Below are 25,991 nucleotides of genomic sequence, written 5' to 3'. Positions count from 1 at the left end.
TTTTGAAAGACTCCATCAAGGAAGCCGAAAACATGAAGCGAACGAGACTGGCGGCGCTGCTCTGTGCAAGCGTCTTCGCGGCGACGGGCTGCGGTAGCGACGACGGGCCGACGAGCGCGGTGCCCCGCATCGACGACGGGGCGCAGGCGACCGCGGCGCGCAACGTGATCTTCTTCCTCGGCGACGGGATGGGGCTCACCACGCTGACCGCCGCGCGCATCTACGGGGTGGGCGAGGACGGCGAGCTGACGCTCGACACGCTGCCGGAAACCGCGTTCGTGAAGACCTATTCGAACGACGCGCAGGTGACCGACAGCGCGCCGTCGATGTCCGCCTACATGACGGGCGTGAAGACCAACAACGAAGTGATCGCCATGACGCCGGACACGAAGGCGATCGAGCCGACCAAGGATCTCACCGGCAACTGTGGCGCGAACAACGGCAAGGCCGCGCGCACGCTGCTCGAGATCGCGAAGGAGCGCGGCATGGGCACGGGCGTCGTCACCACCACGCGCGTCACCCACGCGACGCCCGCCGCGACCTATTCGCACGTGTGCCACCGCGACGCGGAGAACGACATCGCCGCGCAGCTCGTGCCGGGCGGCGCGGGCTACAACGCGGCGCTGCGCGACGGCGTCGACGTCGTGCTCGGCGGCGGCTCGCAGTTCTTCGTGCCGAAGGACGGCGGCGGCAAGCGCGTCGACGGGCGCAATCTCGTCGCCGAGTTCAAGGCGAAGGGCTACGCGGTCGCGCAGACCCGCGACGAGCTGCAGGCGGCCGACGCGACCAGGAGCGGCAAGCTGCTCGGCCTCTTCGCGTCGAGCCACATGAGCTACGACCTCGACCGCAATCCGGCCAAGGAGCCGAGCCTCGCCGACATGGCGACGCGCGCGCTCGACGTGCTGCAGAAGAACCAGAAGGGCTATTTCCTGATGGTCGAGGGCGGCCGGATCGATCACGCGCTGCACGACACCAATGCGAAGCGCGCGCTGCAGGACACGATCGCGTTCGACAACGCGATCCGCGCGACGCTCGACAAGGTGCGCAAGACCGATCCGAAGCTCGAGAACACGCTGATCGTGGTCACGGCCGACCACGACCACACGCTGGTGCTGAACGGCTATGCGGCGCGCACGGGCAAGACCGAGGCGGGCAAGCCGGGCGTGCTCGGCGTGCTGCGCAACTACCAGAACGGCGCGGTCGCGAAGGACGCGGACGGCGCGCCGTACACGATCATCGGCTTCGGCAACGGCGAGAACCGCGTGCAGGGCAGCCGCGCGGGCACCAACCTCAGCGACGCGGTGACGGGCGCGGACGACTATCGCCAGGAAGCGGTCGTGCGGATGGACAAGGGCGGCGAAACGCACGGCGGCACCGACGTGTTCCTCGGCGCGATCGGCAAGGGCGCGGAGCAATTCCACGGCGTGATCGAGAACAACAAGGTGTTCGAGCTGGTCCGCAGCGCGGTGCAGCTGTGAGCGCGGCCTTTCAGGGAACAGGGGAATACAGGATGTCGACTATCAAGCGCATCGCGGCGGCGACGCTGGCCGCGGCGGGTATCGCGGGCATGGGCTTCGGCCAGGCGGCGCAGGCCGCGGGCCAGGCGAAGAACGTGATCTTCTTTCTGGGCGACGGCATGGGGCCGACCACGGTCACCGCGAGCCGCATCTACAAGGTGGGCGAGGCGGGCCAGCTGACGATGGAGAAGCTCGCGCGCACGGCGCGCGTGAAGACCTTCTCGAACGACGCGCAGACGACCGACAGCGCGCCGTCGATGGCCGCGTACATGACCGGCGTGAAGATGAACAACGAGGTGCTGTCGATGTCGTCCGACACGCGCGCGGTGGCGCCGGGCGCCGATGCGAACGGCAACAAGACCGTCAACAACTGCGCGCCGGGCAACGGCCGCGCGGTGCCGACGCTGCTCGAACTCGCGAAGGCGCGCGGCAAGGCGGTCGGTGCGATCACGACCACCGAGCTGACCCACGCGACGCCGGCCGCGACCTACTCGCACATCTGCCATCGCGACGCGCAGTACGACATCGCCGCGCAGGCCGTGCCGGGCGGAGTGGGCTATAACGCGGCGCTGGGCGACGGCGTCGACGTGCTGATGGGCGGCGGCCGCAACCACTGGACGCCGTACGATGCCGCCAGCAACAAGCGCGGCCGCGCGGACGGGCGCAACCTGCTCGCCGAATTGCGCGCGAAGGGCTATGCGGTCGCGGCGACCAAGGACCAGCTCGCGCAGGTCAAGCAAGGCAAGCTGGTCGGGCTGTTCAGCACGACGAGCCACCTCGAATACGAACTGGACCGCGCCGCCGGCAAGGGCGAGGGGCCGACGCAGCCGAGCCTCGCGGAGATGACCTCGAAGGCGATCGACGTGCTCGCGCAGAATCCGAACGGCTATTTCCTGATGGTCGAGGGCGGCCGCATCGATCACGCGCTGCACGGCACCAACGCGAAGCGCGCGCTCGAGGACGCCGGCGCGTTCGACGAGGCGATCCGCGTCGCGCTGTCGAAGGTCGACCTGTCGAACACGCTGATCGTCGTGACGGCCGACCACGACCACACGATGACGATCAACGGCTACTCGAAGCGCGGCAATCCGATCCTCGACATCAGCCGCAGCTATCGCGACGGCCAGCCGAACAAGGACGCGGACGGCAACACCTACACGACGCTCGTGTTCGGCAACGGCGCGAACCGGCCGAACGTGCGCACGTCGGTCGATTCGGCGGTCGTGACGGACGAGGCCTACCTGCAGGAGGTCGGCGTGCGGGTCGGCGGGCCGGGATCGGAGACGCACGGCGGCGGCGACGTGATGCTGTTCGCGGACGGCGCCGATGCGAAGGCGTTCAAGGGCACGATCGACAACACGAAGGTGTTCGGTCTCGTGCGCTCGGCGTTCGGCTTCTGAGCGGGCGGCGATGAACGGAATCGGAATGCGGGCCCTCGCGGGCCTCGCGTGCGGCTGCGCGGCGGCGCTGGCCTGCGCCGCGCCCGCGCTCGACGCGGTGCTGCTGCACGAAAGCATGACGGTGGGCGCCGACGGCGTGACGCGCACCACCTCGTATCGCGAGCCGATGGTGCGGCGCGAGGGACATGTGTGGGTCGAGCGCGTGAAGCCCGGCGCGGGCGGCGAGGCGGAACACGGGCACGCGCATGAACAGGCCCGGGCTCATGCGTCGGACGCGGCGTCGACGGGCGTGCGGCCCGTCGCGGCGGAGGCGCACGCCGGCCACAAGCACTTCGACTTCGCGTCGGCGGCGCGTCATGTGACCCATGACGGCCGGCGCGCGCGGATCGAGTACGTGAGCGCCGCCGAGCGGACCGTCGTCGATGTGCCGCCTGCCGAATACGAGACCACCGGCTTCGACGGTTCGTGGGACAACGCGTACTACCTGACGCCGCCCGCGCGCCTGAAGCCGCTCGCGGCGAGCGCGAAGCCGGGCCGCGCGCCGGGCACGCGCTGGTACGAGCAGAAGGTCGCGACGGCCGGCGCGCAGGGGCTGAACCGGATCCTGTGGAGCGAGACGCTGCAGGCGCCGCTCGCGATCGAATACCGGAGCGCGGACGGCCGCGTCACGCGCAAGCTCACGCTGACGCCGGTCGCGCGCGCCGCGACGTCGCCGTGGGCTCAGTTGCAAGGGTACGCGCGCAAGGAATACGCGGACTTCCTCGACTGATCGGACGCGGCGGGTCGGGTAGGATGCAGGCTGATCCCACCCGACGACGAGCCCGCCGATGCCTGCCTCCTCCCTGCTCCTCGAAGTGATCGCCACCACGGTCGGCGACGCCCGCACCGCCGCCCGCGCGGGCGCGGACCGGCTCGAACTCGTGACGGCGATCGGCGAGGGCGGCCTGACGCCGAGCGTCGGGCTGATCGAAACCGTGGTGGCCGCGGTGCCGATCCCGGTCAACGTGATCGTGCGACCGCACAGCCGCTCGTTTCACTACGACGCCGACGATCTCGCGACGATCGCGCGCGACGTGCGCGCGGCGGTCGCGGCCGGCGCGCACGGCATCGTGTTCGGCATGCTCGACGCACACGGCGAGGTCGACGTGAACGCGCTGCAGCGCGTCGCCGACGCGGCGGACGGCCGCCCGCTGACCTTCCATCGCGCGTTCGATGTCGCGCGCGATCTCAACGCGGCGTTCGAGGTGCTGCTGCGCGTGCCGGCGGTGACGTCGGTGCTGACCTCGGGCGGCCATCCTTCGGCGCTGGACGGCCGCGACGTGATCGCGCGGATGGTGCGGCGCGCGGCGGGTACGTCGTGCACGGTGCTCGCGGGCGCGGGGCTGACGGTGGCGGCAGTCGGGGAATTCGCGCGTGCGACCGGCGTGCGCGCGGTGCATTTCGGCTCGGGCGTGCGCGAGCGCGGCGAGGTGCTCGCGCCCGTCGACGCGCGCCAGGTGGCGAAGGCGCGCGCCGCGTTGGACGCGGCGGCGTAGCGGTTCAGCCGGGGGCCGGCGCGCGCGGCCCCGACCCGCATGCGCGGGGTGAGCCGCCGCGCAAGGGCGAAGCGGCCGGGGCCCGCGCGAAAACACATGAAGCCGGTGTCCGGCCGGTCGGCGTTGCGATCCGCGTCGGGCGTGACGATGCGACGTTTGAAGCGGAAGCGGAGGCGGGAGAGGCCGGTCGTATGCCTCGACGCGGTCGAAGACGGCTTGCCCGATGTCGAGCGCGGCCGATGAGGCGCGGGATTCCGGCACGGCTCGTCGCGGGCCGCGCAGGCCGGTTCGCGACGATGCAGGCCCCGCGTCGGGCCTATCGGCCCGGCCCTGACGACTGCCGCGCAACGCGGAGCGGGGCCTGCGCCGCCGAGCCGCCCCGCCAGGCGGCCCGGACCGCGCGATCAGTCGATCGGTTGATCAGTTCGCCGCGCCGTGCGCGCAGGACTGCGCGGTTTCCTTCGGCATCTGCTGCGCGACTTCCGTGCGCATCCCGAGCCGCGCGAGCAGTTGCCGGTCGGCTTCCGCCTGCGGATTGCCGGTGGTCAGCAGCTGGTCGCCGTAGAACATCGAGTTCGCGCCCGCGAGGAAGCACAGCGACTGCATCGCGTCGTCGAGCTGCTCGCGGCCGGCCGACAGGCGCACCATCGCCTTCGGCATCGTGATGCGCGCGACCGCGATCGTGCGCACGAACTCGAACGGGTCGAGCGCCGCGGTGCCTTCGAGCGGCGTGCCATCGATCGCCACCAGGTTGTTGATCGGCACCGATTCCGGATACGGGTTCAGGTTCGCGAGCTGGGTGATCAGGCCCGCGCGCTCGCGGCGCGATTCGCCCATGCCGATGATGCCGCCGCAGCACACGTTGATGCCGGCGTCGCGCACGCGGTCGAGCGTGTCGAGGCGGTCCTGGTAGGTGCGCGTCGAGATCACCTGGCCGTAGAACTCGGGCGAGGTGTCGAGGTTGTGGTTGTAGTAGTCGAGGCCCGCTTCCGACAGCGCCTGCGCCTGATGCGCCTCCAGCATGCCGAGCGTCACGCAGGTCTCCATGCCCATCTCCTTCACGCCGCGGATCATGTCCTTGATCGGCTCGAGATGGCGGTCCTTCGGATTGCGCCAGGCCGCGCCCATGCAGAAGCGGGTCGCGCCGTTGTCCTTCGCGACGCGCGCGGCGGTGAGCACCGCGTCGACGTCCATCAGCTTCTCGGCCTTGAGGCCCGTCTCGTGGTGCGACGATTGCGAGCAGTAGCCGCAGTCTTCCTCGCAGCCGCCGGTCTTGATCGACAGCAGCGTCGACAGCTGGATCGCGTTCGCGTCGAAGTGCGCGCGATGCGCCTGCTGCGCGCGGAACATCAGGTCGTTGAACGGCAGCTCGTACAGCGCGAGCACGTCGGCCACGCGCCAGCGCGGGGCGGCGGGAGCGGCCACCGGCACGGCGGCGGGCGTCGGGGAGGTGGTCTGGGCTTCGGTCATGTCGTTTCCTGGTTGTGTCGTGGGAACGTGGAAGGGGCAATCAGGACGCGCCGCGCGCGGCGCGCAGCGTGTCCAGCAAGCGGGGAATATCGAGCGCGTGCGACGCACGCGCGGGATCGGGCGGGCTCTGGTGCGCGATGCTGCCGACGAGCGGCGCGCGATGCTCGCGTTCGAGCCACAGGCGCAGCGTGTCGAGGTTCTCGTCGGCATAGCCCATCGCCGGGTCGATGCGGTTCGCGACCCAGCCGGCGAGGGTCAGGCCGCGCGCGGCGATCGCGTCGGCGGTGAGCAGCGCATGGTTGATGCAGCCGAGCCGCATGCCGACCACGAGCACCACCGGCAGGCCGAGCGCGACCGCGAGGTCGGCGGTGTCGCGGGTCGTGTCGAGCGGCACGCGGAACCCGCCGACACCCTCGACCACCACGATGTCGGCCGCCTCGCACGCGCGCTGGTGCGCGGCGACGATCGTGCCGATGTCGAGCGTCACGCGCTCCTCGGCGGCGACGATGTGCGGCGCGGCGGGTGCTTTCAGCAGGAACGGCGTGCGGATCGCGGGCGGCAGCGCGACGTTCGCGGCGGCGTCGAGCTGGTCCGCGTCCTCGTTGCGCCAGACCCCGTCGCGCTCGTAGGCGCCCGCCGCGATCGGCTTCATCGCGGCGGCGCGCAGCCCGTGGCGCGCGAAGCCGTGCAGCAGGGCGGCGCTGACGAAGGTCTTGCCGATCTCGGTGTCGGTGCCGGTGACGAACAGCGAAAGCGGGGCGGTCATGCGGCGCGCGCCTCCCGCGCGGCGGCCGCGTCGCCCGCATGCGCGAGCGCGGCGTCGAGGCGCGCGAGATCGTCGAACGAATGCGCGGCCGACAGCGAGACGCGCAGCCGCGAGGTGCCGGCGGGCACCGTCGGCGGCCGGATCGCGGGCACCCACAGGCCATGTTCGTCGAGCGCGGCCATCGCGGCGAGCGTCGTCTCGTTGTCGCCGATCACGAGCGGCTGCACCGCCGTGTGCGAGTCGGGCGCATGCCAGCGGGTGCGGCGCAGGATCGCGCGGGTGCGCTCGATCAGCTGGCCGAGGTGCGCGCGGCGCGCGTCGCCTTCGGCGCCGCCGATCAGTTCGAGGCTCGCGGATACCGCGTGCGCGACCGACGGCGGCGCGGCCGTCGTGAAGATGTAGCTGCGCGCACGCTGGACCAGCCATTCGATGACGGTCTCGTGCGCGACGACGAAGGCGCCCGCGACGCCCGCCGCCTTGCCGAGCGTGCCGACGTAGACGAGGTTCGGCGAGCGCAGCGCCTGCGCGGCGAGCGCGCCGCGCCCCTGCGGGCCGAGCACGCCGAAGCCGTGCGCATCGTCGGTGACGAGCCAGGCGTTGTGCGCTTCCGCGAGCGCGACGAGGCGCGCGAGGGGCGCGACGTCGCCGTCCATGCTGAACACCGTGTCGGTGACGATCAGCTTGGTGTCGGCGTCGGAGGCGGCGAGCAGCGCGGCGAGCGCGTCGGTGTCGCGGTGCGGATAGATCTGCACGGTCGCGCGCGACAGCCGTGCGCCGTCGATCAGCGACGCATGGTTCAGCGCGTCGGAGAAGATCGTCGCGCCGCGTCCGGCGAGCGCGGTCAAGGCGGCGAGGTTCGCCATGTAGCCGGTGCTGAAGTACAGCGCGCGCGGCGCGTCGCAGAAGCCGCCCGCGAACGCGGCCAGCTCGTCCTCGAGCCGCGCGTGCGCGCGCGAGTGTCCGCCGAGCAGGTGCGAGCCGCCGCTGCCGGAGCCGTAGCGGCGCGCGCCTTCGGCGAACGCGTCGACGAGCCGGGGATGCGCGGCGAGGCCGAGGTAGTCGTTGCTCGCGAAACCGATGATCGTCCGCCCGTCGACCGTCATGTGCGCGTCGCACGCGGTGTCGGCGATGCGGCGCAGGCGGCGCAGGCCGTCGGCGTCGAGGGCGGCGAGGCCGCGGGCGAGCGTGTCGAGCAGGGGATGGGTCATGCGGCGGCTCCTTCGAGCGTGGCGTCGAGCGTGTCGAGCGTGCGCGCGGCGAGCCACGCGAGCTCGTCGTCGTCGAGGATGTACGGCGGCATCAGATAGACCGTGGTGCCGAGCGGGCGCAGCAGGGCTTCGCGCGCGAGCGCATGCTCGAAGAAGCGGCGCGGGAACGTGCGCGCGGCCTCGCCGTCGAGCGCGACGTCGAACGCGAAGATCGTGCCGCGCTCGCGCAGGTGCCGCACGCGCGGATGCGCGGCGAGCGGCCGGAGCGCCTCGCGCAGGCGCGCCGACTTGCGCGCGTTGGCGGCGAGCACGTCGTCGCTCGCGAACAGGTCGAGCGTCGCGAGCGCCGCGCGGCACGCGAGCGGATTGCCCGTGTACGAGTGCGAATGCAGGAAGCCGCGCGCGGTGTCGTCGTCGTAGAACGCCGCGAAGATGGCGTCGCGCGACAGCACGATCGACAGCGGCAGGTAGCCGCCCGTGATGCCCTTCGACAGGCACAGCAGGTCGGGCCACACGCCTGCCTGCTCGCAGGCGAAGAAGGTGCCGCTGCGGCCGCAGCCGACGGCGATCTCGTCGGCGATCAGGTGCACCTCGTGCGCGTCGCACAGCGCGCGCAGCCCGCGCACGTAGGACGGATCGTGCATCGCCATGCCGGCCGCGCACTGCACGAGCGGCTCGATGATCAGCGCGGCGATCCGGTCGCCGCGCTCGTTGAACAGCCGCTCGACATCGGCGAGCGCGCGCGCGGCGACGTCGGCCGCGCTTTCGCCCGGCTGCGCGAGGCGCGCGTCGGGCGATGCGACCACGTGCGCGGCGCGGATCAGCGGATCGTACGCATCCCTGAAGAGCGGCACGTCGGTGACGCCGAGCGCGCCGACCGTCTCGCCGTGATAGCCGTTCGCGACGCAGGCGAATTCGCGCTTCGCGTCCCGACCGCGATTGCGCCAGGTGTGGAAGCTCATCTTCAGCGCGATCTCGACGGCGGACGCGCCGTCGGATGCGAAGAACGCATGGCCGAGCGTGTGCTGCGTGAGCGCCGAGAGCCGCTCCGCGAGTTCGATGGCGGGCTCGTGCGTGCAGCCCGCGAGCATCGCGTGTTCGAGCGTGTCGAGCTGGTCCTTGAGCGCCGCGTTGATGCGCGGGTTCGCATGGCCGAACAGGTTCACCCACCATGAGCTGATCGCGTCGAGATAGCGCCGGCCGGCGCGATCGTACAGCCACGGGCCGTGGCCGCGCGCGACGGGAACGAGCGGCAGCCGCTCGTGGTGCTTCATCTGGGTGCAGGGATGCCAGACCGCGCGCAGGCTGCGCGCGACCCAGTCATCGGTCGCTGGTGTGTTCAAAACGACTCCGTGACGAAGACGCGGCGTTGCGGGCGCAACCACGGGGGCGCGGCCCGCCGCCGGATCCGATGGCCGGCGGGCGGCCCAGGGCGGCGTGAAAACGCATGCGTGCAAAACCAAAACCGGGCCGAGATTAGCGCGTTCCGCGCCTCGTTGCACTAGCCGTTACAAACCCGCCGAGCCTTGTCTGGCATGGAGTTGCGGGCAGTTGTCGACGTCTCGCGACGGTTCGGGCGCGTTCCTTGGAGAAGTCCGCTTTTGACGACGGCAAAGTGACGCTCCCCGGCGGATGGACATCTGTTCGGAAGCGGAAAAAGGCGGGATGGCGGCCGGCGCTTTCGGCGGCCGGGCAGGGAGCGTGGCGGCGGCGCGACCAGGGCGGCCTCGATCCGGCCTGTGCGCGGTCCGCGTGGCCGAACGATCAGACGAAACGGCGAGGGGCGCGCGCGACGGGAATCAGCGGCTCGCGAGCGCGTGAGCGGCGGCCGGGGCGTCGTTCGCCGGACTGGCGTCCGCGCTGCGCGTGGCGTCGCGCCAGACGACCCGGTCGTTGACCGCATACAGCTTGCAGGGACCTGTCCCCTGTTTCTTGCAGTTGTCGAGCGCGAGCGCCATCGGGTCGTCGCCGCCTTCGGCCCAGGACCACGCGCCGTCGCCCGATACCGCGAACGCGCGGCTCGGGTGCTGGTTCAGGAAGTGGCGATAGCCTTCGCGGCCCGCGTCGTCGAGGAACGGCACCGCGTCGACCGCGTCGATCGACGCGTAGCCGCTCGCGTTCGGCTCGCGCGGGCTGGCCACCGCATAACGCACGGCGGCCGGCATCTTCAACTGGGCCAGGAACGCGCCGACGGGCGGCCACCAGATCGGCACGCCGTCGCGATCGACGATGATCCGGTGCGCGTCGTCCTTGTAGCGGCCGAAGTCGACGAACAGCGTGCTGGCGCCGTGCGCCATGTAGGCGTTGCGCAATTGTCCGACGAGTGAGGGCGACCACACCGAATCGTTGTCGCCGTACAGCCACAGCGACGGCACGTGGGTTTCGGCGCCGTAGGTGTCGAACGCGCCGACGAGGTTCTTCTGCCAGTTCGGGCACAGGTCCTGGCGCAGGCCGCCCGAGAAATTGATGATGCCTTTCACGCCGGGGGCGGCCTCGGTGCCGTACGCGAGCGACACCATGCCGCCGTGCGAGGTGCCGGCGACGAGGACGTGCTGCGCATCGACATACGGCAGCTTCGTCATGTAGCCGATGGTCGCCTCGACGTCGCGCGCCTGCGCGAGGCCGTTGCGCTCGACGTCGCAGCCTTCCTGCACGTAGGCGCCGCCCGAGCCGGCGAAACCCTGGCGGTTCGGCGCGACGACGGCGTAGCCGCGCCGCACGAATTCGCGCGCGAACGACAGCGGGCGGCTGCGCGGCTGGTCGCGCAGGTCGCCTGAATTCTTGCCGTGATTGAAGATGACGAGCGGGAACGGGCCGGGGCCGTCGGGCTTGAACACCGTGGCTTCGAGCGTGACCGCGCCGGCCGCGCCGGCCGGAATGCGGATCACCTGCTCGTTGAGATCGGCGGCCACCTGGGGCAGGCCGGAATCGGCGTAGTCGAAGCGCTCGGCGTTGGCGAGCGCGCCGCCGGCGTCGGGCGGCGCGGCGGCAGGCAGCGGTCCGGCCTGAGCGGCCGACAGCACGCAAGCCGCCATCCATCCCACTACTGCCTTGCTGAACGCCATCTGCCCGTATCCGTTGAGATCGTAGACCCGAATGACCCTCATCGTAGCCTGACAATTTTGCGCTGTGCAATGCGGGAGTTACCCGGCATCCGCGATGGCGGCGCCGACCCGGCGGCCGCTTACAAATGCGCCGGTCGAGCGGCGAAACGGCTGCCGGATCGGGGGCTCAGGCATGGCGCCGGCGACCGGGCGGGCGCGACGACGCACCCCGGCGCGGGTCCGGACGAATCGCAAGACGGCTGGCGCGCGTGCGGGATGTGTGGGGCATCGAACGAAGCGGCCGCCGTGAACGGACCGCGCATCGCGACGCGGCGTGATGCCGGCGTAGCGCGTGATCTCGACGGCGACGTCCGGGCTCGCGTGCGCGTCGATCCCGTGGCGCGGATTCGACGCGCACGTGTCATTCCGCCACGGCCGGCAGTGGAAAACCCGTGATGTCGAGCTGCGCGAGCGTGCCGTCGTCGGCCGCGGCGACCGACACGCCGGGCGCGATCGCGTACCACACCGAGGCGTCGCGCCACACGAGCCGCAGCGTGCCGGTGCCGCGCGCATGCCAGGCGGCGGGCTCGCGTGCGCCGAGGCGGCCGAGCGCGTCGAACGCGCCGTCCAGGCGGGGCGTGACGAGGGCCGGGCGCGCGACGGGCAGGCGCTCGACGCGCCGCCAGCCGGCCGGGTTCGTATAGAAGTCGAACGCGGTGAGCCGGCCCAGGCCGTCGAGCGTCAGCGCCAGCGGGCCGGCGACGATCACGCGCGTGGCGGCGGGCAGGTCGGTGTGCCGCTCCGGCGCGCCGTCGAGGCGCACGGCGGCGTGCTGGTAGTCGATGCTGCCGAGCAGCGTGAAGCATTCGCGATCCCACAGCACGCTGGCGCGGGCCGGATGCGCGAACGCCAGCGGATGCACGGTGACCGGCGGCGCGGCGCGCCCGTTATCGCTGGTAGCTGACATGGAGGACCGTGTCGTCGTGATCGCGCACCGCGAGCGCGAGGCGATAGGCGAGGCCCTGGCGCACGAGCGGGGCCGCATAGCGACTGACGCCGCGATGGCCCGCGCGATCCGGCGAGCGGACGCCGTAACGGATCGCGAGCCGCAGGATATGCGCAGGCACGAAGCGCGAGTCGTCGCGCAGATGCGCGGGGGACACGGCGACCCGCGGCGCGGCGCGCAGCAGGGCCGCGAAGCGCCGGCGCAGCAGCGCGCGGAGCGCATTGGCCGCGTCGCGGTCCATCGGGCGCGCGGCGAGCAATGACACGCAGCGGCCGTCGAGGTCGAGGATCCGCACGCTGTTGCACGTGCGGTGCGCGTAGCCGACGAACGCATCGACGTGCGGGTCGTGCAGCGCGTGCGCATCGGCCGGCAGGCCGGGCGGGCGCAGTTCGAACGGGCCCGCGCAGACGGGCGGGCAGACGTGCAGGTAAAACGGAGTGGGGGTGGCGGGGCGAGGCGGCATCGGATGCGGTTCCCTGTCGGTCTGAACCAGGGACACACGATATCGGGCCGCGTGGCGTCCGATCAATCAGCAAAGTCCGAAACGTGCGGCGGGGCGCGCCGCACGCGCCTCAGTGTTCGCTCACGTCGCCGTCGACGTAGCGCCAGCGGCCGTCGTCGCCGCGCGTGAAGCGGCTGGTTTCGTGCAGGCGGTGCGCGCGTCCGCCGATCTTGTAGCGCGCGACGAACTCGACCACGGCGTGGGTCGCATCGAGTGGCGCGTGACGCTTGATCGACAGGCCGAGCCAGCGCGGCGGCTCGTCCTGTGCATCGAGGTCGGGCGGGCAGGTGCGCGGATCCCAGGTGTCGCGCAGGTAGCGGGTGTCGCGGAGCACGTAGGCGCTGTAGCGCGAGCGCATCAGTTCGAGCGCGTCGGGCGCGAACGCGCCGCCGTCGAGGAAGCGGCCGCAGCAGGCGGCGAAGCGCGGCGCGCCCGCGCCGGCCGGACGGTTGGGCGCGGCGCCGCCGCACGGGCAGTCGAGAGGTCGGGAAGCGGTCATGCGAACGGAGAAGGGTCGAGGGCCCGGCAGCTTACCAGCCCAGTTCGATGCCGTCGTACTGGAAGAAGCGGCCGTTCGACTGCTCGCGGTCGCCCGCGGCCTGTGCGATCACGCGGCGCATGCCGGTGACGCTGGTCTCGGGGTCGATCGCGGCCTGCGCGCCGCCCATGTCGGTGCGCACCCAGCCCGGATGCAGCGACAGGCAGGCCGCGTGGCGGGTCTGCAGCGACGCGATCCGCACCGCGTCGTTGAGCGCCGCCTTGCTGACCCGGTACAGCCAGCCGGTCGTGCCGGTCGCCTCGCTGATGCTGCCCATCCGGCTCGACACGGCCGCGAGCACGCCGTGCGCGTCCTCGACGAGCGGCAGCAGGATCGGCAGCAGCTGCATCGGGCCGCGCACGTTGGTATGCATGACCGAGTCGAAGTCCTCCGCCGTGACGGTCTCGACACCCTCGGTGCGCGGGCCGTACACGCCCGACACCAGGATCGCCGCGTCGAGCCGTTCGCCGTCGAGCTTCCAGCCCAGCGCGGCGATCTGCTCGGGCCGCGCGATGTCGAGCGCGTGCGCGTCGGCGCCGAGCGCCTGCAACGCGCGCAGCGCCTCGTCGTCGCGGGCGGTGGCGATCACGTTCCAGCCGTCGCGCTTGTACTGGCGCGCGAATTCGCGGCCGAGGCCGCGCGACGCGCCGACGATCAATACGGTTTTCATGGAAGGACTCCTGCCCCGGGGGGGCTCAGATCAGTTCAATACCCATCGCGGTGGCTTCGCCGCCGCCGATGCACAGGCTCGCGACGCCGCGCCGGCCGCCGCGCGCGCGCAGCGCGCCGAGCAGCGTGACGAGGATCCGCGCGCCGGACGCGCCGATCGGGTGGCCGAGCGCGCACGCGCCGCCGTTCACGTTGACCTTGTCGTGCGGCAGGTCGTGATCGCGCATCGCGGCCATCGCGACCACCGCGAACGCCTCGTTGATCTCGTAGAGGTCGACGTCGGCCGCGCGCCAGCCGTTCTTGTCGAACAGCCGGCGGATCGCGCCGACGGGGGCGGTCGTGAAGCGCGACGGCGCCTGCGCGAAGGTCGCGTGGCCGACCACGCGCGCGAGCGGCCGGGCGCCCAGGCGTTCGGCGGTCGAGGCGCGCATCATCACGAGCGCGGCGGCGCCGTCGGAGATCGACGACGCATTGGCGGCCGTCACCGTGCCGGTCTTGCTGAACGCGGGCTTGAGCGTCGGGATCTTGTCCGGGTTCGCCTTGAACGGCTGCTCGTCGAGCCGGATCACGGCGTCGCCCTTCTTGCCCGTGACCGTCACGGGGGCGATTTCCCAGTCGAACGAACCATCTTCGTTGGCGCGCCTGGCGCGCGCGAGCGATTCGATCGCGAACGCGTCCTGCGCCTCGCGCGTGAAGCCGTACTCGCCCGCGCATTCCTCGGCGAAGGTGCCCATCAGGCGACCCTTGTCGTAGGCGTCCTCGAGCCCGTCGAGGAACATGTGGTCGAGCACCTGGCCGTGGCCCATGCGCATCCCGCCGCGCGACTTGGGCAGCAGGTACGGCGCGTTGCTCATGCTTTCCATGCCGCCCGCGATCATCACCTCGGCCGAGCCGGCCACCAGCATGTCGTGCGCGAACATCGCGGCGCGCATGCCGGAGCCGCACATCTTGTTGATCGTGGTGCAGCCCGCGCCGAGCGGCAGGCCCGCGCCGAGCGACGCCTGCCGCGCGGGCGCCTGGCCCTGGCCCGCGGGCAGCACGCAGCCCATCACGACCTCGTCGATCCGCGCGGCGTCGAGCCCCGAGCGTTCGAGCGCGGCCGCGATCGCGACCGCGCCGAGCTGCGGCGCGGCGAGCGAGCTGAAATCGCCCTGGAAGCCCGCCATCGGCGTGCGCGCCGCCGCGGCGATGACGATCGGATCGGGGTTAACAGCCGTCATGCTTTGTCTCCTTGATGGTTTTGGCAATCAGTTCGGTGGCCCCGGCGAGCTTCGCCGCATCGGCGGCCACCATGTCATTGTCGGCCGAATGCGCGCGCGTCGCCGAGATGCCCTCGACGCAGCGGCGATAGGTCGCGTCCAGCTCCTCGGGCTGCGACACCGCCATCCCGAGATTGCGCATGCGGCCGTCGTGCACGCCGTAGACGAGCCCGTGCACGGTCAGCGACTGGCCGCGCGCCCAGGCGTCGTTGACGATCGTGGTGCGGCACACGTTGAGGACCTGCTCGATCGCGTTCAGTTCGATCAGGCGGCGGTAGCGGGCCTCGCCGACCGGCCACTCGTCGAGCAGGTTCGCGTGCTTCTCGCGCACGTCCTGCACGTGGTGCAGCCAGTTGTCGGCGAGCCCGACGCGGCGGTTCAGCAGCGCGGCGTTCACACCCGAGCAGCCGTAGTGGCCGACCACCATGATGTGCTTGACGCGCAGCAGGTCGACGGCGAACTGGAGCACCGACAGGCAGTTCAGGTCGGTGTGCACGACCACGTTGGCGATGTTCCGATGCACGAACACCTCGCCGGGCGGCAGGCCGATGATCTGGTTGGCGGGCACGCGCGAGTCGGAGCAGCCGATCCACAGATACTCGGGCGCCTGCTGGTCGGCGAGGCGCGAGAAGTATTGCGGATCGTCTTCGAGCTTGCGCTTGACCCACGCATCGTTGTTTTCGAACAGGTGGGCCAGCGGGTGATCGGTGAGGTTCATCGCGGTAGGTTTCCGGGCATGAAGGGGGATGAAGGTGGCGCTCAGGCGGCGCGCCGCGCGCCGTCGGCGGACGCGGGTTCGCCGAAGCGCGCCGGATAGCGGGTGCGAAAGCGCAGCGCCGCGTCGTAGGCGTAGAAATCGGACAGTTCGCCGCGCAGCAGGTGATCCTTGCTGTCCTGCCACAGCGCGGGGTCGAAGAAATCGGCATGATGCCGCAGGAAATGCTCGCGCACGCGCGGCTCGCCGAGCAGGAACGGGCCGTAGGTCTCGGGGAAGATGTCGTGCGGGCCGACCGAGTACCACGGCTCGCCCGACATCTCATCCTCCTCGTTGCGCGGCGGCGGCACGCGCCGCACGTTGCAGTCGGTCAGGTATTCGATCTCGTCGTAGTCGTAGAACACCACGCGGCCGTGGCGCGTCACGCCGAAGTTCTTGTACAGCATGTCGCCGGGGAAGATGTTCGCCTTGATCAGCTCCTTCACCGCGTTGCCGTACTCCTTCACGCCGTGCTCGACCTCGGCGTCGCTGCCGTTCTGCAGGTACAGGTTGAGCGGCACCATGCGGCGCTCGATGTACAGGTGCTTGATGACGAGGTCGTCGCCCTCGTATTCGAGCAGCGACGGCACCTCCTTCTCCAGCTCGCGCACGAGCGCGTGGTCGAGTCGCGCGAGCGGCAGCGCGACGCTCGAGTATTCGAGCGTGTCGGCCATGCGCCCGACGCGGTCGTGGCGCTTCACGAGCTGGTACTTCTCCATGATCTGCGCGCGCGTGGTCTCCTTCGGCGGCGGGAAGCTGTCCTTGATGATCTTGAACACGTACGGGAACGACGGCAGCGTGAACACCAGCATCACGAGCCCCTTGATGCCGGGCGCGATGATGAAGCGGTCGCTCGAATGCGACAGGTGGTGCAGCAGGTCGCGGTAGAACAGGTTCTTGCCCTGCTTCTGCAGGCCGAGCGAGGTGTAGATCTCCGCCTTCGGCTTGCCCGGCATGATCGTGCCGAGGAAGGCGACGTACGCGGACGGCACGTTCATGTCGACGAGGAAATACGAGTGCGAGAAGCTGAAGATCACCTGCAGCTGCTCGCGGCGCAGCAGCACCGCGTCGAGCGCGAGCGCGCCGGGCCGCGCGTGGCGGACCGGCACCGCGAACGGCAGCACGCTGTCGCCGTTGATGATGCGGCCGACGATGTACGCGGTCTTGTTGCGGAAGAACAGCGACGACAGCACGTGGATCTGGAAATTGACCGCTTCGCTGAACGCGCCGAATTCGTCATGGATCGCCTGCATCACGCAGCCGATGTCGCGCGCGAGGTCCTCGAACGGCGGCGCGAGCTGGAAGTTCGTGACGACCCGCTCGAGCGTCGCGGCGAGACCGTCGCCGCCCGGGTAGTAGGCGCGGTAGGTCGGCTTCGCGGCCGGCTCGTCGTTCTCGATGTACTCGGTCGAGATCGCCGGGCGCACGAAGATGAAATCGTTGTTGAAATACGAGCGGTGCAGGATCTTGCAGCACACCGAATTGAAGAAGGTCTCCGCGCATTCGGGCTGGCGGTGCGAGGTCAGGAGCCCGATGTAGTGCAGCTTGATCTGCTGCCAGACGTCGTCGTCGATGTGCTCCGCGTCGTATTCGTCCTCGAGCAGCTCCACGCATTCCTGCACGCGGTCGTCGTAGGACGTGATCCGCTCGCGCGCGAGCTTCTGCAGCCCGTGCCAGTCGGCGTGCTCGAACAGCAGCTGCGCCTCCACCGCCGCGGCGCGGAACACCCGGTAGTGGTGGTCGAAGTGCTCGAGCATCGTCTGCGCGACGTCGAAGCCGATCTGCGACGACAGGAGTTTGGGAAAGTGATTCATGGGGCGTGCACGCTCAGGACGGGGAGCTTTCGATATTTTAGCGCCGCGCGGGCCCGATGCCGGCGTTCCCGGGACGGGCGGGAAACGGCGGTGAAAGGCGGATTCCGCGAGATTCGACGACGATCGGGACATCTTCCGGCAATGATCCACCTTTATCAAGGATCACGGCGCGAACTTTTTTGCGCTTGCCGACGTGCGCGCGGGCGCGTCTTCGCCCGGGGCGATAGAATCGATTCCACGCGCCGCCGTGCCCGGCGCGACGACTACGAGATCCCCCGATGAACGCCCTGGAACATCAACTCGACTATCCGTTCGCCGATACGCTGCCCGCGCCGGGCGACACCTTCGAGGTCGCGCCGGGCGTGAGCTGGCTGCGCATGCCGCTGCCGTTCTCGCTCGATCACATCAACCTCTGGCTGCTGCGCGACGAGATCGACGGGCAGGCGGGCTGGACGATCGTCGATTGCGGGATCGCGACCGACGAGATCCGCGGGCATTGGGAGCAGCTGTTCGACACGAAGCTCGACGGCCTGCCCGTGCTGCGGGTGCTCGTCACGCATTGCCATCCGGACCACTTCGGCCTCGCTCACTGGCTGTGCGAGGGCGGCGCGCGCGCGCGCTGGCAGGCGCGGCTGTGGATGACGCTCGGCGAATACGCGTTCGGCTGCCTGCTCGCGGGCGGCAACGGCTCGAACGCGGGCGGCGCGGCGGCGGCCGAGCATTTCGCGCGTCACGGCCTGGCCGATCCCGTCGCGCTCGACAAGCTGCGCAACCGGCGCAGCTATTACTCGGACCTGGTGCCCGCCGTGCCGCCGCGCTATCGCCGCCTGCGGGAGGGCGACACGGTGCGGATCGGCGTGCGCGACTGGCGCGTCGTGACGGGCTTCGGCCATTCTCCTGAACATTGCGCGTTGCACAGCGCGGCCGACGGCGTGCTGATCTCGGGCGACATGGTGCTGCCGAGGATCTCGACCAACGTGTCGGTGTTCGACCTGGAGCCCGAGGCCAATCCGCTCGCGCTGTATCTCGACTCGCTCGGCCGCTACGACGCGATGGCGGCCGGGACCCTCGTGCTGCCGTCGCACGGCAAGCCGTTCCGCGGCTTGCACACGCGCATCGCGCAGCTGCGCGAGCATCATCGCGCGCGGCTCGACGAGGTGCGCGAGGCCTGCGCGGTCCAGCCGATGAGCGCGGCCGATATCGTGCCGATCATGTTCCGCCGGCGCGAACTCGACATCCACCAGATGACCTTCGCGCTCGGCGAGGCGATCGCCCACCTGCATCTGCTGTGGCTCGCGGGCGAATTCGCGCGCGAGCAGGGCGCGGACGGCGTGCTGCGGTTCCGGCCGCGTCGTCCGGCCGCCGCCGCGCGCTAGGCGAGCGGCTCGCAGCGCCAGCCGGCGGCGCTCCAGCGCATCGCGTGCGTGGGCGCGAGCGCGGCGAGAAACGCGTCGTCGTGCGAGGCGGCCACGAGCGCGCCCGGGAAGGTCGCGAGCGCCGTCTCGAACGCGCGCACCGATTCGAGATCGAGATGGTTGGTCGGCTCGTCGAGCAGCAGCAGCTGCGCCGGCGCGCCGCGCCACAGCGCGCAGGCGAGCGCGGCCTTGAGGCGTTCGCCGCCGCTCAGCCGGCCGGTCGGCAGCGTCGCGCGCGTCGCGTCGAGTTGCAGCAGCGCGAGCCGGCTGCGCAGCTCGCCCTCGGCGAGCGGCGTGTCGAGCAGCCCCAACTGCTCGACGATCGAGCGTTCGGGATCGAGCAGCGCGAGCCGCTGGTCGAGGTAGGCGACGCCGACATGCGTGTCGCAGCGGCCCGCGCGCGGCGCGACGAGCCCCGCGAGCACTTGCAGCAGCGTCGATTTCCCGCAGCCGTTCGGGCCGGTGAGCGCGATCCGCAGCGGCCCGTTCGCCGACCAGGTGACGGCGGCGGCGGGGTTGTCGTCGGCGAGCCAGGGCAGCCGCGCGTCGTCGAGCGTGAACAGCTGGCGGCGCGCGCTCACCTCGGCGCCCGGCAGCGACAGGAGTACCGGCGTGTCCGGCTCGATCCGCGCAGCGGCGCGCGCGACCCCGTCGTCGAGCGTCGCCTTGTGCTCGCGCTGGTCGCGCCGCACGTGTCCCATGATCTCGACCGCGGCGTTCTTCAGGGCGAAGCGGTCCGAGCGCGTGAGGTTGGCGGTTTCCGCGTAGCGTCGCGCGCCGGCCGCGCGACGCTGGATCGTGTCGTGCTCGCGTTCGAGCCGGCGGCGCACCCGGCCGCGCTCGGTGCGCGCGTGATCGAGCGCGGCCTGCGCGGCGTCGCGCTCCGCGTCGCGCTGCGCGCAATAGTGCGCGTAGTCGCCGCCGTAGGCGCGCAGTCCATGCGGCGTCAGCTCGACGATGCGCCGCATGCCGGCGAGCAGCCCGCGATCGTGGCTCACCACGACGAGGCCGCCGCGCCAGCGCGCGAGCTGGTCGCGCAGCCAGGCGCGGCCCGGTGCGTCGAGGTGGTTGCTGGGCTCGTCGAGCACGAGCAGGCCCGCGTCCGACAGGAACGCGCCGATCAGCGCGACGCGCGCGCGTTGGCCGCCGCTCAGGTCGCGGGCCGGGCGGGCGGGATCGAGCGCGCCCAGGCCGGCGGCGTCGAGCGCGGCGCGAAAGCGCTCCGCGAGATCCCAGCGCTCGCCGATCACCTCGAAGTCGCTCGCGTCGGCGCGACCCGCCGCGAGCCGGTCGAGCGCCGCGAGCGGCGCGGCGAGGCCGGCGAGCGCGGCGGCGCTCGCGCCGTCGCGCGAATCGTCGAGCGCCTGCTGCGCGACGAACGCGACCGGCGCGTCGTGCTTGACGGTTCCGCCGCTCGGCGCGAGCCGGCCCGCGATCAGTTGCGCGAGCACGCTTTTGCCGATGCCATTGCGGCCGACGATGCCGGTCGGCGTGGCGTCGAGGATGAGGTCGAGCGAATCGAACAGCGTGACGCCGTCGTCGAAGCGGAAGGAAACGTGATGCAGCGCGACGCGCGCCGCGGTGGACGTGATCTGGGCCATAAGCGCCTCCGGAAATGCGTGAAACCCTGCGCGCGGCGTGCGTGACGCGGCGGCGGCGACATTCGGGAAGGGCTTAGTTGTTCACTTTGGCTGAGATCCGGTGAGGAGGAAAACGGGCGGAGTATAGCGCGGGGCGCACGCGCGGGACAAGCGCCGGGCGACGTCCGCCGCACGCCGGCCTTGTCGGCGGGCTGGAGGTCGCGCTTGCGCGACGCCGCGCGTCGGGCCGGTGATGGGGAAGCCGCCCGCGTCGCGCGGGCGGCCGCGGGCTGCGTTACTGCACCGACACCGTCGTGAAGTTCTGTCGCCCGAACGGGCTGACGCGATAGCCGCTCACGCCCGCGCGGGTCAGCGCCGACGCGGTCGGATAGCCGAGCGGAATCCACAGCGCCTGGTCGTGGATCAACTTCTGCGCGGCCTCGTAGGCCTTGGTCCGCTTCGCGAGGTCGGCGGTTTCCTTGCCGTCCGCGATCAGCTTGTCGAGTTGCGGATCGCAGTAGCGCGCGAAGTTGATGCCGGACTTCACCGAGTTGCAGCTGAACTGCGGGGTCAGGAAGTTGTCCGGGTCGCCGTTGTCGCCGGCCCAGCCCATGAACAGCAGATCGTGCTGGCCGAGCTTCGCCTGCTTGATCAGCTCGCCCCACTCGATCACCTTGACCTCGGCCTTCACGCCGATCTTCGCGAGATCGGCCTGCAGCAGCTCGGCGCCCGCCTTCGGATTCGGGTTCAGCACGCTGCCCGTCGGCCGCACCCAGATCGTCGTCGCGAAGCCGTTCGGGAAGCCCGCGGCGGCGAGCAGCAGCTTCGCCCTGGCCGGATCATGCGGATACGGCGCGATCGATTTCGCGTAGCTCCAGGTGTTCGGCGGATACGGATTGTTCGCGGGCGTCGCGGTGTTGTCGAACACCACCTTCAGGTAGGTCGTGCGGTCGAACGCGAGGTTGAGCGCCTCGCGCACCTTCGGATTGTCGAGCGGCTTCTTTTGCGTGTTGAGCGCGACGAACGCGGTCATGAACGCGGGCGTCTCGACCACCCTGAGCGCCTTGTCGCCCTTCGCGGCGGCCACGTCCTGCGGCTTCGGCGACAGCGCGATCTGGCATTCGCCCGCCTTCACTTTCTGCGCGCGCACGGCCGGATCGGGCGTGATCGCGTAGATCAGGCGATCGACCTTCGGCTTCGCGCCCCAGTATGACGGATTGACGTCGTAGCGGATCACCGCGTCCTTCGTGTAGGCCTTCAGCACGAACGGGCCGGTGCCGATCGGCTTCGCGTTGAGGTCGGTCTGCTTGCCGGCCTTGAGCAGCTGGTCCGCATACTCGGCCGAGTAGATCGATGCGAAGCCCATCGTGAGGATCGGCACGAAGGTCGCGTTCGGCTCGTTCAGCTCGAACTTCACGGTGCTGTCGTCGACCTTGGTGACGGCCTTCACGAGCTTCGTGAGGCCCATCGACTGAGCGTGCGGGAAGCCGCTCGCCCCGGCGACCTTGTGCCACGGATTGGCGTCGTCGAGCATCCGGCCGAAGGTGAACACCACGTCGTCGGCGTTGAGCGCGCGGGTCGGCTTGAAGTAATCGGTGGTCTGGAACGCGACGTCCGGGCGCAGGTGGAAGGTGTACGTGAGGCCGTCCGCGCTGACGTCCCATTTGTCCGCGAGCGCGGGCGTGACCTTCTTCGCGGCTTCGTCGTAGGACACGAGGGTGTTGAAGATGACGTCGGCCGACGCGTTGGTGGTGACGAGCGAGTTGTACTGGACGACATCGAAGCCGTCGGGGCTCGACTCGGTGCAGATGGTCAGCGGCTTGGCCGCGACGAGCGCCGGAGCGGCGGCGAGCAGCGCCGCGGCGGTAAACGACGTGAAACGCATAGGATCTCCCACGTGGCTTGATTCTTGGGGCGGCAAACGAGCCGGTGGCGCGCCGGCGGGCCCGCCAGCCGGATAGCATACCGTCAATGCGGGTCGGACCGCCAACGCGGGCGCGCGCGCCGCCTGTCATGGCGGCGGGATCGACGACATGACGTTTCACGGGGGCGGTGGGGCGTCGTTAATGCGGCTCGGTCGGCGGCGCGACGCGCGGACGTTGCCGCGGACGCCGAGCCGCGCGCTCGCGACCGGCCGCGCATCATCGTTCGCCACTTTCATCGGCGTCACATCGGGCGGTGAAAATCCAGTTAATATGACGGCCATCATATTTCATGGGCGAGGCGCGGATGTCGGTCGCGGGTGGCGGCAAGCAGAAGGGACGGCGGGTGTCGCCGCCGCGTGGGCCGGAAGCCGGCGGCGAGCGCGCGGCGCGTGGGGCCTATCGTGTATCGCGTGCGGCGGTGCTGGCCCGGGGACGCCGTGCCGCGGGCGCGTTCACGGGCGCGGCGGCGGGGGTGATCGCGCGCGCCGCGCGGGTGTCCGCGCGCGGCGGCGACGGCCGCCAGGCGACGAGTGTCTCGCTGGCGTTGATGCCCGCCGCCGACGAGGCGCCGGCCGGTTTCGGCGCCCCGACAGCGAGGATGGGGCGCGGCGAGCCGGCTTCGCGCGGGATGGCCGCGTGCGACGAGACGCACGACGTGGCGGGGGCGCGGTGAGTCGCGGCCGGTGAACGGCGATCAGTGAGCGGTCAATGATGGAGGCCGGAGGCCGAACGCCGAACGCCGAACGCTGAACGCTGAACGCTGAACGCCGAACGCTGAACGCTGAACGCTGAACGCTGAACGCCGAACGCCGAACGCCGAACGCTGAACGCCGAACGCTGAACGCCGAACGCCGAACGCTGAACGCCGAACGCCGAACGCTGAACGCTGAACGCTGAACGCTGAACGCTGAACGCTGAACGCTGAACGCTGAACGCCGAACGCCGAACGCCGAACGCCGAACGCCGAACGCCGAACGCCGAACGCCGAACGACGAACGACGAACGACGAACGACGAACGACGAACGACGAACGACGAACGACGAACGACGAACGACGCCGCCGTGTCGCGTGGTGTGCCCGGCAAGGCCCTCGCGATGCGCCGGGAAAGCCGGGAAAGCCGGGAAAGCCGGGAAAGCCGGGAAAGCCGGGAAAGCCGGGCGAACGCGATGACCGGGCCGCGCCGGGCGACCTCGTCGCCCGCGACGACCCGAACCGGATTCCGCGGGCCGTCGCGGGTGACGATCCGCCCGACCCCGCATCGGGATGAAGTGTCGCGCCGCGTCGCGGCGCGCGGCCATATAGGGCGGCGCGTCGCGGCGGGCGTTCCAGTGACGTGATGAAAGGAGCGAACGATGGAACTGAAGCAAGCGGTGGCGCTCGTGACGGGCGCGAACCGGGGCGTCGGCCTGGCCTACGTGAAGCAGTTGCAGGCGGCCGGGGTGAAGAAGATCTACGCGGCGGCGCGCGATCCGGCGCGCATCACGGTGCCGGGCGTGGAAGCCGTGCGGCTCGACATCACCCGGCCGGACGAGGTGGCCGAGGTCGCGCGCTCGCTGGGCGACGTGAACCTCGTGATCAACAACGCGGGCATCCTGCGTCCCGCGCCGCAACTGCTGTCGGCGGCCGGCGCGGCGGCGTTGCGCGAACAGCTCGACACCAATTTCTTCGGCACGCTCGCGGTGGCGCAGGCGTTCGCGCCGGTGCTGCGCGACAACGGCGGCGGCGCGCTCGTCAACGTGCTGTCGGTGCTCGCGTGGCTGAGCCTGCCGAACGCGGGCGCCTACGGCATCTCGAAGGCGGCCGCGTGGGCGGCGACCAATGCGATCCGCCAGGAACTGCGTGCGCAGAACACGCTGGTCGTCGCGGTGCATGCGGCCTACATCGACACCGACATGAGCGGCCACCTGAGCGGCGTTTCGAAGCTGAGCCCGGACGAGGTCGCGCGGCAGACCCTCGAAGCGATCGAGGCGGGGCGGGAGGAGGTGCTGGCGGACGACGTGACGCGACGCGTCAAGGTCGCGCTGGCGGCCGAGCCGGCCATCTACGTGACGGGGCCGCGCAACGGTTGAGCGGGGAGGGAAGGCCCGCGGCCTAGTCGGCGCGGGCGCGGGGCTTGCGCGGCGCCTTCTCGAACAGCCGGTCGTACAGCCAGCGCGGCATCACGTGCAGCACCATGCCGACGACGCCCATCTGCCACGGAATCACGCGAAATCGCGCGCGCCCGGCGATGGCGCGCGCCGCGCGCTCGGCGAAGCGTTCGGCATCGAGCAGGAACGGCATCGGATACGGATTGTGGGTGGTCATCGGCGTGCGGATGTAGCCGGGCGAGATCGTCACCACGGCCACCCGCGCGGGGCGCAGCTCGACGCGCAACGCTTCGAGATACTTGATCGCGGCGGATTTCGACGCGCTGTACGCGCCGGAGCCGGGCAGGCCGCGCACGCCGGCGACGCTGCCGATACCGACGAGCGTGCCCCGTCGCGCGGCCGTCATCGGGCCGACGAACGGCTCGAAGGTCGCGACCATGCCGTAGTAGTTGATGTCCATCACCGCGCGAAACGTGGCGAGATCGCCCTGCCCCGTGACCGCGCCCTGGCTGATGCCGGCGTTGGCGATCACGATGTCCGGGCAGCCATGCGCCGCCATGAAGCGGGCGGCCGCCTGCGCGAGCGCGTCGGCGTCGCGCACGTCGGCGGGATACAGATGGATCGAGGCGGCGGGAAAGCGTTGCGCGAACGCGGCGAGCGTGTCGCCGCGCCGCGCCACGAGGCCGAGCGTCGCGCCCTGCGCCGCGTAGTGCGCGGCGAGCGCGAGCCCGATTCCGCTGGAGGCGCCGGTGATGAAGACCTTCAGCGGTGCAGCCATGAAGCGTGAACCCAGGTTGAACGTGAAACTGAACGTGAAACGGTGTCAGGCGTGGATCAGAGCTTCTTGTCCTGAACCTGCTTCACGAGGAAGTCCATCACCTGCGCGGTGCCGTCGAGGCTGTTCGTGTAGGCGGGGCCCGTCTTGTACTTGCCCTGCACGACGATGGTCGGCACGCCGTCGATGTTGTAGTTCTTCAGCAGCTCAGCCGATTGCTTGACCTGGCCCTGCACGCTGAACGAGTTGTACGCGTCGAGGAACTTCTTCTTGTCGATCCCTTGCGTGGCCAGGAAATCGGCCTGGGCTTCCGGCGTCAGCAGGTAGTTCTTCTGCTTGTGGATCGCGTTGAACACGGCGGGCGTGACCTTCTCCGACTCGCCGAGCGCGGCGAGCGCGTAGAACAGCTTCGAGTGCGGCACGAAGTCGTCGCGGAACGCGACCGGCACGCGCTTGAACGCGATCTTGTCGCCCTGCTTCTTCACCCAGGCCTCGACGGTCGGCTCGAATTCATAGCAGTGCGGGCAGCCGTACCAGAAGAACTCGATCACCTCGACCTTGCCGGCCGGCGCGGACACCGGCTGGGGCGCCTTCATCACCTCGAAGTCCTTGCCGGCCACCGGCGCGGCCGGCGATGCGTGCGCGAAGCCCGCGACGAGGCTCAGGGACAGGAACAGCGTGCTAAGCAGTTTTTTCATGTTGGAAGTTGGATCGGTTGCGTGGTTG

The 25,991-nt window shown here is 70.7% G+C and carries 24 protein-coding genes; 7 read left to right on the top strand and 17 right to left on the bottom strand.

Annotated elements, in window-relative coordinates:
• Positions 1-32: 32 nt before the first annotated feature.
• The 4 genes from AC1RQF_RS16390 to AC1RQF_RS16375 are packed head-to-tail and all read left to right on the top strand — an operon-like array spanning position 33 to position 4,452.
• The gene (locus AC1RQF_RS16390) at positions 33-1,478 is read left to right on the top strand and encodes an alkaline phosphatase (protein ID WP_492872480.1); all 1,446 of its coding nucleotides are present in this window, start codon (positions 33-35) and stop codon (positions 1,476-1,478) included.
• A gap of 32 nt (positions 1,479-1,510) precedes the next feature.
• Positions 1,511-2,917 carry an alkaline phosphatase gene (locus tag AC1RQF_RS16385; RefSeq protein ID WP_273999386.1) on the top strand — a complete coding sequence of 469 codons (1,407 nt, stop codon included), beginning with the start codon at positions 1,511-1,513 and terminating at the stop codon, positions 2,915-2,917.
• A 25-nt stretch (positions 2,918-2,942) separates the two neighbouring features.
• A complete protein-coding gene (locus AC1RQF_RS16380) occupies positions 2,943-3,686 on the top strand; it encodes a hypothetical protein (protein WP_492872488.1) in 744 nt (247 codons plus the stop codon).
• 58 nt (positions 3,687-3,744) lie between these two features.
• Entirely contained in the window at positions 3,745-4,452 is a 708-nt protein-coding gene (locus AC1RQF_RS16375; protein WP_273999384.1) for a copper homeostasis protein CutC, read from the top strand.
• 420 nt (positions 4,453-4,872) lie between these two features.
• Here AC1RQF_RS16375 and bioB read toward each other — a convergent pair whose 3' ends face one another.
• The 12 genes from bioB to aceK all read right to left on the bottom strand — a co-directional run bounded on the left by bioB (position 4,873) and on the right by aceK (position 17,482).
• Positions 4,873-5,922, bottom strand: a complete 1,050-nt coding sequence (bioB, locus tag AC1RQF_RS16370; RefSeq protein WP_492872479.1) for a biotin synthase BioB — start codon at positions 5,920-5,922, stop codon at positions 4,873-4,875.
• Positions 5,923-5,962: 40 nt separating this feature from the next.
• Complete coding sequence (bioD, locus tag AC1RQF_RS16365; RefSeq protein ID WP_492872478.1) at positions 5,963-6,688, bottom strand: dethiobiotin synthase; 726 nt, start codon at positions 6,686-6,688, stop codon at positions 5,963-5,965.
• Positions 6,685-7,896, bottom strand: coding sequence for an 8-amino-7-oxononanoate synthase (gene bioF / locus AC1RQF_RS16360; RefSeq protein ID WP_492872477.1), 1,212 nt, complete (start codon positions 7,894-7,896; stop codon positions 6,685-6,687). Before bioF ends, bioD begins: the two co-directional genes overlap by 4 nt.
• A complete protein-coding gene (bioA, locus tag AC1RQF_RS16355) occupies positions 7,893-9,239 on the bottom strand; it encodes an adenosylmethionine--8-amino-7-oxononanoate transaminase (RefSeq protein WP_273999378.1) in 1,347 nt (448 codons plus the stop codon). Before bioA ends, bioF begins: the two co-directional genes overlap by 4 nt.
• A 456-nt stretch (positions 9,240-9,695) precedes the next feature.
• Positions 9,696-10,961 (bottom strand): dienelactone hydrolase family protein, encoded by a 1,266-nt coding sequence (locus tag AC1RQF_RS16350; RefSeq protein WP_492872476.1) that lies wholly within the window; start codon positions 10,959-10,961, stop codon positions 9,696-9,698.
• 400 nt (positions 10,962-11,361) lie between these two features.
• Positions 11,362-11,907 (bottom strand): hypothetical protein, encoded by a 546-nt coding sequence (locus AC1RQF_RS16345; RefSeq protein ID WP_492872475.1) that lies wholly within the window; start codon positions 11,905-11,907, stop codon positions 11,362-11,364.
• A complete protein-coding gene (locus AC1RQF_RS16340) occupies positions 11,888-12,409 on the bottom strand; it encodes a hypothetical protein (RefSeq protein ID WP_492872474.1) in 522 nt (173 codons plus the stop codon). Before AC1RQF_RS16340 ends, AC1RQF_RS16345 begins: the two co-directional genes overlap by 20 nt.
• Positions 12,410-12,518: 109 nt before the next feature.
• Entirely contained in the window at positions 12,519-12,947 is a 429-nt protein-coding gene (locus AC1RQF_RS16335) for a YchJ family protein (RefSeq protein WP_492872473.1), read from the bottom strand.
• A 31-nt stretch (positions 12,948-12,978) separates the two neighbouring features.
• A complete protein-coding gene (locus AC1RQF_RS16330; RefSeq protein ID WP_273999372.1) occupies positions 12,979-13,656 on the bottom strand; it encodes an SDR family oxidoreductase in 678 nt (225 codons plus the stop codon).
• 25 nt (positions 13,657-13,681) lie between these two features.
• Positions 13,682-14,875 carry an acetyl-CoA C-acetyltransferase gene (locus AC1RQF_RS16325; RefSeq protein ID WP_273999371.1) on the bottom strand — a complete coding sequence of 398 codons (1,194 nt, stop codon included), beginning with the start codon at positions 14,873-14,875 and terminating at the stop codon, positions 13,682-13,684.
• Positions 14,862-15,632 carry a carbonate dehydratase gene (can, locus tag AC1RQF_RS16320; RefSeq protein ID WP_273999370.1) on the bottom strand — a complete coding sequence of 257 codons (771 nt, stop codon included), beginning with the start codon at positions 15,630-15,632 and terminating at the stop codon, positions 14,862-14,864. Before can ends, AC1RQF_RS16325 begins: the two co-directional genes overlap by 14 nt.
• A gap of 41 nt (positions 15,633-15,673) precedes the next feature.
• Positions 15,674-17,482, bottom strand: a complete 1,809-nt coding sequence (aceK, locus tag AC1RQF_RS16315; protein ID WP_273999369.1) for a bifunctional isocitrate dehydrogenase kinase/phosphatase — start codon at positions 17,480-17,482, stop codon at positions 15,674-15,676.
• Between the two features lie 278 nt (positions 17,483-17,760).
• Here aceK and AC1RQF_RS16310 point away from each other — a divergent pair, with 278 nt between their 5' ends.
• Positions 17,761-18,858, top strand: a complete 1,098-nt coding sequence (locus tag AC1RQF_RS16310; protein WP_492872472.1) for an MBL fold metallo-hydrolase — start codon at positions 17,761-17,763, stop codon at positions 18,856-18,858.
• Here the strand turns inward: AC1RQF_RS16310 and AC1RQF_RS16305 are convergent.
• Positions 18,855-20,498: an ATP-binding cassette domain-containing protein gene (locus AC1RQF_RS16305; protein ID WP_273999366.1), complete on the bottom strand. Its 1,644-nt coding sequence runs from the start codon at positions 20,496-20,498 to the stop codon at positions 18,855-18,857. The genes AC1RQF_RS16310 and AC1RQF_RS16305 overlap by 4 nt on opposite strands.
• A gap of 274 nt (positions 20,499-20,772) precedes the next feature.
• Positions 20,773-22,362, bottom strand: a complete 1,590-nt coding sequence (locus AC1RQF_RS16300) for an ABC transporter substrate-binding protein (RefSeq protein WP_492872471.1) — start codon at positions 22,360-22,362, stop codon at positions 20,773-20,775.
• A 344-nt stretch (positions 22,363-22,706) separates the two neighbouring features.
• On the opposite strand from AC1RQF_RS16300, the gene AC1RQF_RS16295 reads away from it, so the two are divergent.
• Positions 22,707-23,075: a hypothetical protein gene (locus AC1RQF_RS16295; protein ID WP_492872470.1), complete on the top strand. Its 369-nt coding sequence runs from the start codon at positions 22,707-22,709 to the stop codon at positions 23,073-23,075.
• 32 nt (positions 23,076-23,107) lie between these two features.
• Here the strand turns inward: AC1RQF_RS16295 and AC1RQF_RS16290 are convergent, their stop codons facing one another.
• Complete coding sequence (locus AC1RQF_RS16290; protein WP_492872469.1) at positions 23,108-23,770, bottom strand: hypothetical protein; 663 nt, start codon at positions 23,768-23,770, stop codon at positions 23,108-23,110.
• Between AC1RQF_RS16290 and AC1RQF_RS16285 the strand changes: the two genes are divergently transcribed.
• Positions 23,756-24,472 (top strand): SDR family oxidoreductase, encoded by a 717-nt coding sequence (locus AC1RQF_RS16285; RefSeq protein WP_273999361.1) that lies wholly within the window; start codon positions 23,756-23,758, stop codon positions 24,470-24,472. The genes AC1RQF_RS16290 and AC1RQF_RS16285 overlap by 15 nt on opposite strands.
• A gap of 22 nt (positions 24,473-24,494) precedes the next feature.
• Here AC1RQF_RS16285 and AC1RQF_RS16280 read toward each other — a convergent pair whose 3' ends face one another.
• Both AC1RQF_RS16280 and dsbA read right to left on the bottom strand, forming a co-directional pair.
• Positions 24,495-25,268, bottom strand: coding sequence for an SDR family oxidoreductase (locus tag AC1RQF_RS16280; RefSeq protein ID WP_273999360.1), 774 nt, complete (start codon positions 25,266-25,268; stop codon positions 24,495-24,497).
• A 56-nt stretch (positions 25,269-25,324) separates the two neighbouring features.
• A complete protein-coding gene (gene dsbA / locus AC1RQF_RS16275) occupies positions 25,325-25,963 on the bottom strand; it encodes a thiol:disulfide interchange protein DsbA (protein ID WP_273999359.1) in 639 nt (212 codons plus the stop codon).
• Positions 25,964-25,991 lie beyond the last annotated feature (28 nt).

This window comes from Burkholderia sp. GW821-FHT14F03 (genome assembly GCF_058803765.1).
This window is presented reverse-complemented; position numbering and strand designations above follow the sequence as displayed.

Bases quoted from the DNA above. Each gene is read 5' to 3' on its own strand.
- AC1RQF_RS16390 (WP_492872480.1), top strand. From the start codon at position 33: ATGAAGCGAACGAGACTGGCGGCGCTGCTCTGTGCAAGCGTCTTCGCG.
- AC1RQF_RS16385 (WP_273999386.1), top strand. From the start codon at position 1,511: ATGTCGACTATCAAGCGCATCGCGGCGGCGACGCTGGCCGCGGCGGGT.
- AC1RQF_RS16380 (WP_492872488.1), top strand. From the start codon at position 2,943: ATGCGGGCCCTCGCGGGCCTCGCGTGCGGCTGCGCGGCGGCGCTGGCC.
- AC1RQF_RS16375 (WP_273999384.1), top strand. From the start codon at position 3,745: ATGCCTGCCTCCTCCCTGCTCCTCGAAGTGATCGCCACCACGGTCGGC.
- bioB (WP_492872479.1), bottom strand. From the start codon at position 5,922: ATGACCGAAGCCCAGACCACCTCCCCGACGCCCGCCGCCGTGCCGGTG.
- bioD (WP_492872478.1), bottom strand. From the start codon at position 6,688: ATGACCGCCCCGCTTTCGCTGTTCGTCACCGGCACCGACACCGAGATC.
- bioF (WP_492872477.1), bottom strand. From the start codon at position 7,896: ATGACCCATCCCCTGCTCGACACGCTCGCCCGCGGCCTCGCCGCCCTC.
- AC1RQF_RS16350 (WP_492872476.1), bottom strand. From the start codon at position 10,961: ATGGCGTTCAGCAAGGCAGTAGTGGGATGGATGGCGGCTTGCGTGCTG.
- AC1RQF_RS16345 (WP_492872475.1), bottom strand. From the start codon at position 11,907: ATGTCAGCTACCAGCGATAACGGGCGCGCCGCGCCGCCGGTCACCGTG.
- AC1RQF_RS16340 (WP_492872474.1), bottom strand. From the start codon at position 12,409: ATGCCGCCTCGCCCCGCCACCCCCACTCCGTTTTACCTGCACGTCTGC.
- AC1RQF_RS16335 (WP_492872473.1), bottom strand. From the start codon at position 12,947: ATGACCGCTTCCCGACCTCTCGACTGCCCGTGCGGCGGCGCCGCGCCC.
- AC1RQF_RS16330 (WP_273999372.1), bottom strand. From the start codon at position 13,656: ATGAAAACCGTATTGATCGTCGGCGCGTCGCGCGGCCTCGGCCGCGAA.
- AC1RQF_RS16325 (WP_273999371.1), bottom strand. From the start codon at position 14,875: ATGACGGCTGTTAACCCCGATCCGATCGTCATCGCCGCGGCGGCGCGC.
- can (WP_273999370.1), bottom strand. From the start codon at position 15,632: ATGAACCTCACCGATCACCCGCTGGCCCACCTGTTCGAAAACAACGAT.
- aceK (WP_273999369.1), bottom strand. From the start codon at position 17,482: ATGAATCACTTTCCCAAACTCCTGTCGTCGCAGATCGGCTTCGACGTC.
- AC1RQF_RS16310 (WP_492872472.1), top strand. From the start codon at position 17,761: ATGAACGCCCTGGAACATCAACTCGACTATCCGTTCGCCGATACGCTG.
- AC1RQF_RS16305 (WP_273999366.1), bottom strand. From the start codon at position 20,498: ATGGCCCAGATCACGTCCACCGCGGCGCGCGTCGCGCTGCATCACGTT.
- AC1RQF_RS16300 (WP_492872471.1), bottom strand. From the start codon at position 22,362: ATGCGTTTCACGTCGTTTACCGCCGCGGCGCTGCTCGCCGCCGCTCCG.
- AC1RQF_RS16295 (WP_492872470.1), top strand. From the start codon at position 22,707: ATGTCGGTCGCGGGTGGCGGCAAGCAGAAGGGACGGCGGGTGTCGCCG.
- AC1RQF_RS16285 (WP_273999361.1), top strand. From the start codon at position 23,756: ATGGAACTGAAGCAAGCGGTGGCGCTCGTGACGGGCGCGAACCGGGGC.
- AC1RQF_RS16280 (WP_273999360.1), bottom strand. From the start codon at position 25,268: ATGGCTGCACCGCTGAAGGTCTTCATCACCGGCGCCTCCAGCGGAATC.
- dsbA (WP_273999359.1), bottom strand. From the start codon at position 25,963: ATGAAAAAACTGCTTAGCACGCTGTTCCTGTCCCTGAGCCTCGTCGCG.